General features: G+C 68.1%; 3 protein-coding genes and 1 pseudogene. 1 reads left to right on the top strand and 3 read right to left on the bottom strand.

The features are described from left to right. Positions 1 to 136, top strand: a pseudogene (locus EPD83_RS02140) (IS256 family transposase); the annotation flags it as partial. A gap of 449 nt (positions 137 to 585) precedes the next feature. Here EPD83_RS02140 and EPD83_RS02135 read toward each other — a convergent pair. From EPD83_RS02135 to pglZ, 3 genes are read right to left on the bottom strand one after another with little or no spacing between them, the layout of a single operon-like run. Further along, a complete protein-coding gene (locus EPD83_RS02135) occupies positions 586 to 2,712 on the bottom strand; it encodes a DEAD/DEAH box helicase (protein ID WP_235950293.1) in 2,127 nt (708 codons plus the stop codon). Continuing rightward, on the bottom strand, positions 2,709 to 4,064 hold the full coding sequence (brxD, locus tag EPD83_RS02130) for a BREX system ATP-binding protein BrxD (RefSeq protein WP_128365315.1): 1,356 nt from the start codon (positions 4,062 to 4,064) through the stop codon (positions 2,709 to 2,711). The genes EPD83_RS02135 and brxD overlap by 4 nt, the downstream gene beginning before the upstream one ends. After that, entirely contained in the window at positions 4,061 to 6,811 is a 2,751-nt protein-coding gene (pglZ, locus tag EPD83_RS02125) for a BREX-2 system phosphatase PglZ (protein WP_128365314.1), read from the bottom strand. The genes brxD and pglZ overlap by 4 nt, the downstream gene beginning before the upstream one ends. Between the last annotated feature and the right edge of the window lie 29 nt (positions 6,812 to 6,840).

Raw genomic sequence — 6,840 nt, 5'->3', positions numbered from 1 at the left:
CCGCCTCATCGGAGCCGTCCTGGCCGACACCCACGACGAGTGGGCCACCGACGAACGCCGCTACCTCTCCGAGGCATCCATGGCCAAGATCGGCACAACCGGCAATGATGACCACGTCGCCCTCAGCCAGGGCTGACCGGTAGGCATCGAGATGACCTCAAAGCCCACCACTCCGCGGGACTCTTACCTCGCAGGACCAGCCACAGCCGTCCTAGCTCGAGGTTTTGCTCATCAGCCGGTGGGGACCCACGCGTGCTGGACGGTGAGGTCGGACTGTGTCGCGCGGCGGTCAACCCCCCCAGGCAGTAGAGCGAGTGAGGAGTCGCTGCGATGGCGTTGGCCGCGATGTTCGCTGGGTCGAGGTGAACTCCTGCAGTTGACCCACGAGCCCGTGGGGCACGTGGTCGTCGTTATTGCTGCATGCGGGGTGGCTCTCGAGGGGTCTAAAAATTGTCGATCCCGCAATCGCGAACTGATCTTGCGACTGTTTGGCTCTCCGTCAGGAGGCCAGACCGGCGAACTTCGTCTGTCGCCGTTGCTTGACCAGAACTGAACGGTACTCGTGCAGAATGGCGTGCCAACGCCTCATGTGTGTGGAATGACGCGACGTCGGGCAACGTTCGCCGCCGAGGCCCAGTCACCTGTGCGGTGTGCCAGCGTTGCAACGGCGAGCTGAGGCGTCAGCAGCTCAGAGAACTTCAGCTTCTTGAGTGCCTGTGGGCTGACTTCGGGCTGTACACCGGCCAGCTCGGACCCGAACTGCTCTAGCGCGTCCCGCAAGGCCACGGAGATCTGAGCAGGCGTTGCGTCGGATCGAAGCGCGACGGCGAGATTGCTATAGCTCCACTCGTCCAGGAGGTCAGGTGCCACCGCGCCCAGCGCAGCCACGAGAACTGCGTTGGCGCGCGCGCCGGCGAAGGTCCACCAACGAAGCCTGGTGCCGTCCATCGCAACGACGGTTGAGTCGGCACTGACACGCGGTTCAAATGCCTCGCGGAGTGCCAACAAGCGTTGAGAAGCCCGAGTGCTTAGTGTCACCCCTGCGGGCTCTTCCCCGAGCAGAACGCGACGGATGGCGTCGGAGAGCTCGAACGAATAGGCACGCGAATCGCCGGTCCAACGAGAGCGGCCGACATCGTCGCTGGGCTCCACGTAGGCACGCTTCCGTCGCCAGTCGATGTACGTGACGCGCCAAGGCTTACCCGCCAAGGCGATGATGCGCGGTCCCGTCACCTTCAGCGTCAGCAGGGTGGGGTCGACGCTCCCGATCTCGGTGCGACCGTGAAGGATCGTGACCTCGGGAGCGGCTGTGAACACCGCAAGCAGCTCCATGAAGTTTCGGCGACCGAAACGCTGCTCCGCGGTGGGACCAACGAAGTACAGACCGGAGTCCTCGTCGAGGTGTCCCGTGGTGGCGAGCCATTCGCCGATCTCCACCGATTCGTCCGGCGTGCACAGCCCAAGCCTGGCAACCGCGCCCGCCTCGACGTCAAGATGCACCCGTCCCTTCTGGAGAGCGCGGCCGACGATCTGTTGCGACGCGACGTGACGCGGAGCCGGCGGAGGAACGACAGGCTCGATGAATCGCTCGCCGTGCAGGAGCAGCAGCCCGCACGCCCGCATCAGTTCGGCGTCGTCCAACGCAAGGAACGTCATGTTGCGACTCGTGCCAGGACGGCGCCCCGTCCGGCCCAACCGCTGCAGCATCGACGCCACCGTCATGGGCGATCCGATCTGCACGATGCGGTCGAGGTCGCCGACGTCGATGCCGAGCTCCAAGGTGGAGGTGGACACGATGACGCACTCCCGCGCCTCCGCGAACGCGGCCTCCGCGCGCTTGCGCTCGTTTAGAGACAGGGACGAGTGCGACACGAATGTCTCGACACCCTGCTCGCGCACCCGGACAGCGAGGTCCTCGACGGTGCGCCGCGAGTCGGCAAAGACGAGGCGCTTCTCGCCCACACCGGTGCGGCCCACCACGGTCGCGGCATTGCCTACGTTGCCGACGTAGTCGAGGATTAGCTCGGGCACAACGGGCGACGCCACCTCCGGCGCGATGACGGATCCCCTACGCTCCGCGGCGTCATGGCCCTGCAGCCAGCCCAGCAGCTCCGGCGCGTTTCCGACAGTGGCCGACAGCCCGACCCGCTGGATGCGACGGTTTGTCAGCTCCTCGATGCGGTCCAGCACTGACAGCAGATGCCATCCGCGGTCGTCCCCAGCGAAGGCGTGGACCTCGTCGACGACGATGGCGCGGACGTCGGCGAACATGCGTGGCGCGTCGATGAGCGTCGAGACGAGCATGGCCTCGAGGGACTCGGGGGTCGTGAGCAGAATGTCGGGCCGGTCCCGCGACATCCGGGCCCGCGCGCCAGCGGTGGTGTCGCCGTGCCGCGTGGACGCGACCCGGCCGAGCCAGGACGCGTACTGCCCGATGCGTGGCTGCAGGTTGTTCAGGAGCGCCTTCAGCGGGCAGACGTAGAGCAGCGACAGCCCCAACCACGACTGCTGCTCCATCGCAGACAAGAGCGGCAGCATGGCTGCCTCCGTCTTCCCCCCAGCAGTGGGAGCCAGCAGGATCGCGTCCTCGCCGGACGACAGCGGGCTGACCGCTTCAGCCTGGAGGGGCCTCAGGCCGTGCCACCCAAGGGTGTTGACGACGTGGTGCTGAATGACCGGATGCAGAAGGTCGAACGCGTCCACGTCGCTCACCCGGGCTCCTCGTCCTCGAGGTCGAGGTCGATGTCGTCGACCGACACCGGCCTTCCTGCGGCAGCGGCTCGTTCCTCGTCGGTCAGCTCGGTGCTTCCGACGGTCAGGGCGTAGTGCTCACGCGGGTCGAAGTCAGGGAACTGGTCGACGCGGTCGAGGACATCCGCGATGAGCTTCTTGAGGAAGATTCGCGGAGCGATCCCGACTCGCCCGCCGAGGTGGCCGGTGACCGCGGTGGCCAAGGACGAGATGTAGTCGTCGTCGACCGTTCCAAGGATGCGCTTGGGTGATGAGCTGCCGCCGGCATACAGGTTGCGGACCCGGCGGCCAAGAGCGCCCAGCGATTGTGCGTCGAAGCCAGGCAGCCGGACCTGGACGGCACGAGGGTTGTCGAAGCGAGCGTCCGTACCGAAGTCCGTGGCGAGCCGCTGCGCCAGCGGAAGGAGACGCGGAACCCCGGACGGACCGTCGAAGAAGGCCGGCGTGCCAGTGATGACCAGGTAGAGGCCGGGATAGCGACCGCTGTCCACCTCGTCGATGAGTTGCCGAAGTGCGTTGAGCGCCTTATCGCGGACGTCGCCTCGCACCCGCTGCAGCGTCTCCACCTCGTCAAGGACGAGGACGAGACCCGGATGCCCAGCATCCCGCAGCACCGTCAGGACCCCCTGGAGAAACCCCATGGCACCGAAGTGGTCCAGGTCCCCGCGGATCCCTGCGGATCGCTTGGCGGACGCCGCGACCTGCGGCTGACCCCCCATCCACGCCACGAGGGCATCGGCGGTCTGTCCGTCACCTGCCGTGACCGCGGCGCGATAGCCGCGCAGCGCCTGCGCGAAGACGGGCGTCCGGCTGCTGACGGCAGCCAACCGTTCCTCCAGCAGGCGTTCCACTGCCCGCGACACCTCGGCCTCGCTGGCCGACTCCAAAGCAGGGTCGGACCCGAAGGCGTCGTTCTCGATGGTGAAGAGCCAAGAGTCCAGCACCGCCCGCAAGGCACTCGGCGGGATGGACGTGGTGCGCATCGACTCGGTCACACGCCGGTAGACGGTCTCCAGTCGATGGAGCGGAGTCTGGGTTTCCGAGACCTGCACCTCGGCTGCAGCGAAGCCGCGGCGCATGGCGCGTTCGGCCAGGTGCCGCGTGAAGAACGTCTTGCCCGCGCCGTACTCACCCCGGACCGCCTTGAAGACGGCGCCCCCACCCGCTACGGCATCGAGCTCAGCATCGAGCGTGGCATCGAACCGGTCGATGCCCACAGCGAGCAGGTCCAGACCGGAATCCGGCACTGTTCCGCGGCGGAGGGCGTCGATCACCTCGCGGCGACGACGGGCGGAGACATCCGAGGCATTCATCGGATCTCGAACTGCTCTCGCAGGAGCGCGACGTCGAGCGTCACGGCTCGCGCGGACAGGTCAGCGCCCAGGACCGGATATCCGTCGAGGTTCAGCAACTGCTGAACCTGGGCCAAGGCACCACGCAGGCGAACTGGGTTGAGTCGGAGTGCCGTGGCCGCGACCACGTCCGGGACTCGGCCCGAACCTGCGGCCAGGACGTCGATCAGCCGGGTCACCTGCTCGTCGGTAACGATGAGTCGCCCCGTCACGCGCCGCTGACCGCCGTAGACGGAGCTCTCGACGACGGCTCGGCCCAGCGACAGCTCGCCGCTCGTTTCGTCGGCGTTGGGCTCGACCTCCTCGAGCGCGTCGAAGAGGGTCGGTCCAGCCGCGCTCGCCGTGGCCAGCGTCGAGGAGGACGCCCGCGCGATCGACGGCGCAGCACCGGCCAACGACGAAGGGGTCGCAGACGTGGGCGCATTGGCGAACCACCACACGGGAGCCTGGGGAGGGAGCAGTTGTAGACCGTGCGGGTTGCGCTCGGGATCGGACACCAAGGCGATGATCGGGACAACGACCTCGGCTGCGCTGGCACCACCGTGATAGCCCGCCTTGAGCGGTCCGTACCGAAGGTCCTCGTCGACGGCGAGGACGGCCCGATGGTCCTCCGCCAGCACGCGAGGCCCGGAGACTTCCACTTCGCCGTCCTCTACCGTTCCAGTCACCGCACGGGACCGTCCGCTGCTGACGTCGGGGTAGGAGCGCTGTGTTCCGGCCCGACGCTCGACAACGTGTCCGTGGTCGGCTGTCATGACGATGGTTCGCCCGGCGGCGCGTGCTCGCGCGAGCAGCGGGCCGAGGTGCTTGATGGCGTCGGCCGTCCACGTGGTGCCGGCCGGATCGCTCCGGTCCAGGGCGTCGTCGATGGTGTTGAGAACGACGGTGACGAGCTGCGTCTCGATGTCGTTGATGGCACGGCCGACCTCATCGCCGATGGCCCACCCAGCGATGCGGGTGTCGACCTCCTTCTTGTGGAAGAGGGCTGCCGTGATCTTGCCACCCGCGCTCGTGAGCTCGGCGTAGCCCTTGAGCTCGGCGGCCTGTTGCCCGCGAGACAGACGGCCGGTGAGCATCGAGCAACGGCTGACCTCGGTCAGGGAGGGAAGGACGGCGAGGCCGGCGGCACGTGCCGCGGCGTCGTCTCCGGGCAGCGCGGCTTCGTACCAGCCGTGGCGGGCGACGGCGTCCTCCACGACCTCCGTCGCGGTGGCGGCACTCATCCCGTCCATGACGAGCAGCAGGACGGGCGCGGTTCTGGCCATCGGGATGACGAGGTCCGGCAAGAGGCTTTCCAGCGTCCACACCTGAGCGCCCGGACTGCCGGGTTCGTCGATGCGGCGGGTCCCGACCATCCGCGGGGACGACTCGGCCAAGGCGCGGGCGAGGGCGCGCTCTTCGTCGCGGCGGCGTGCACGAACTGCGCCGGAGACGGCACCGAGTCCGGCGGCCAGAGAGTCCCCGTCGGCTCCGGTCAGGACGTCGTTGACCGCGGCGTCGACCCACGCACCGGTCCTCATGTGCTGACGCGTCAGAGCAAGCAGCTCGACGGACTTGGGCTCGAGATCCGACCCGAGCCACCGGGTCAGCCGGACGGCGGCGTGGAACGGTGCCAGCTCACGCTGGGAGGTCGCACTGAGTGCGTGAGTCTGAACGCGGGACCAAGCACCTTCGACCTCGTCCCACACGGGAGAGGTCACATTGGCTGACGGGACACGACGCAAGGCTCCGGCCAAGGTTGTGAGTCGAGCGCGAAGCCCTCGGGGGAGCAGGTCGCTGAATCCTGCGAGGCCGTCAGCCTGGCATTGAGCCACGACCTCGTCGGCCCGACGAAGTGCACGGTCGACGTTCTCGGACCACCGCCGATCGTGCACGAGATCCGCCAAGAGCAGCCGCGCCGTCTGCCCGAGCGCCTGCATCGCACGGTCGGACGGTCGGCTGGAGCCCCACCGCGGCTCGAGGCGCACGAGAGCAAGCTGCGCCTCGTGCTGCTCGTCAGTGGTGAACCCATCTCCCGTCAGCAGAGCCAGGGTGACGGCCACCGGCATGACATCGGCGATCTCTCCATGCCGGAGCAGAGAAGCGACCGCATCAGCGGCTGAACCGCACTGCTGTGCCACCCACCGCAGGGTCTCGTCGACGATGCGGTCACCGCTCGATGCCCGCAGCGCAGCGACGGCGGCCGCACTTCCCGGGCGCATCGTCCAGCGCAGCACGGCGAGTGCGTCGACACCGTTCTGCTCCAGGTCGAAGTGGGTCGATGCCACCGCGGACAGCGCGTGGTTGCGCGTCAGGATGCCGGCGGGTGCCGCGGGCCAGCCGTGCGGCGGCGCCGCGGCCAGAAGGCCCGCGGCTAGATCTCTGCTCTCGGTGACCTGGGTCAACGTCGGGTCGATACCACTGGCCGAGAAGCGGTGACGGACTGCTTCCCACGGGTCGGGGCTGCGGAGCCGCTGCCACGCAAAGTGAGCCAGGATGCCAGCGCCGAGGTCGTCGTCATCCCGGTCCGTCACCACGACGAGCCAGCCACCGTCGGGTCGTTCGCTCAGAACCTCACGCACGGCCAAGGCCGACTCGGCGGGACGGATAAGGACAGGCTCGCCACGATGCAGGACGTCCTGTTTCAAAGCGCGGTCCGGCACTCCCCGCACTCCGACGACGCCCACGGGGTACTTCTCACGGGCCTCGTCGACGATGGCCAGCGCCATCGCCACACTGAGGGGTGTCGCGGCCGTTA

Source organism: Phycicoccus flavus (genome assembly GCF_004025965.2).
Lineage (GTDB): Bacteria > Actinomycetota > Actinomycetes > Actinomycetales > Dermatophilaceae > Phycicoccus > Phycicoccus flavus.
The sequence above is the reverse complement of the archived record's forward strand: the minus strand, read 5'-3'. Positions and strand labels throughout refer to the sequence as shown.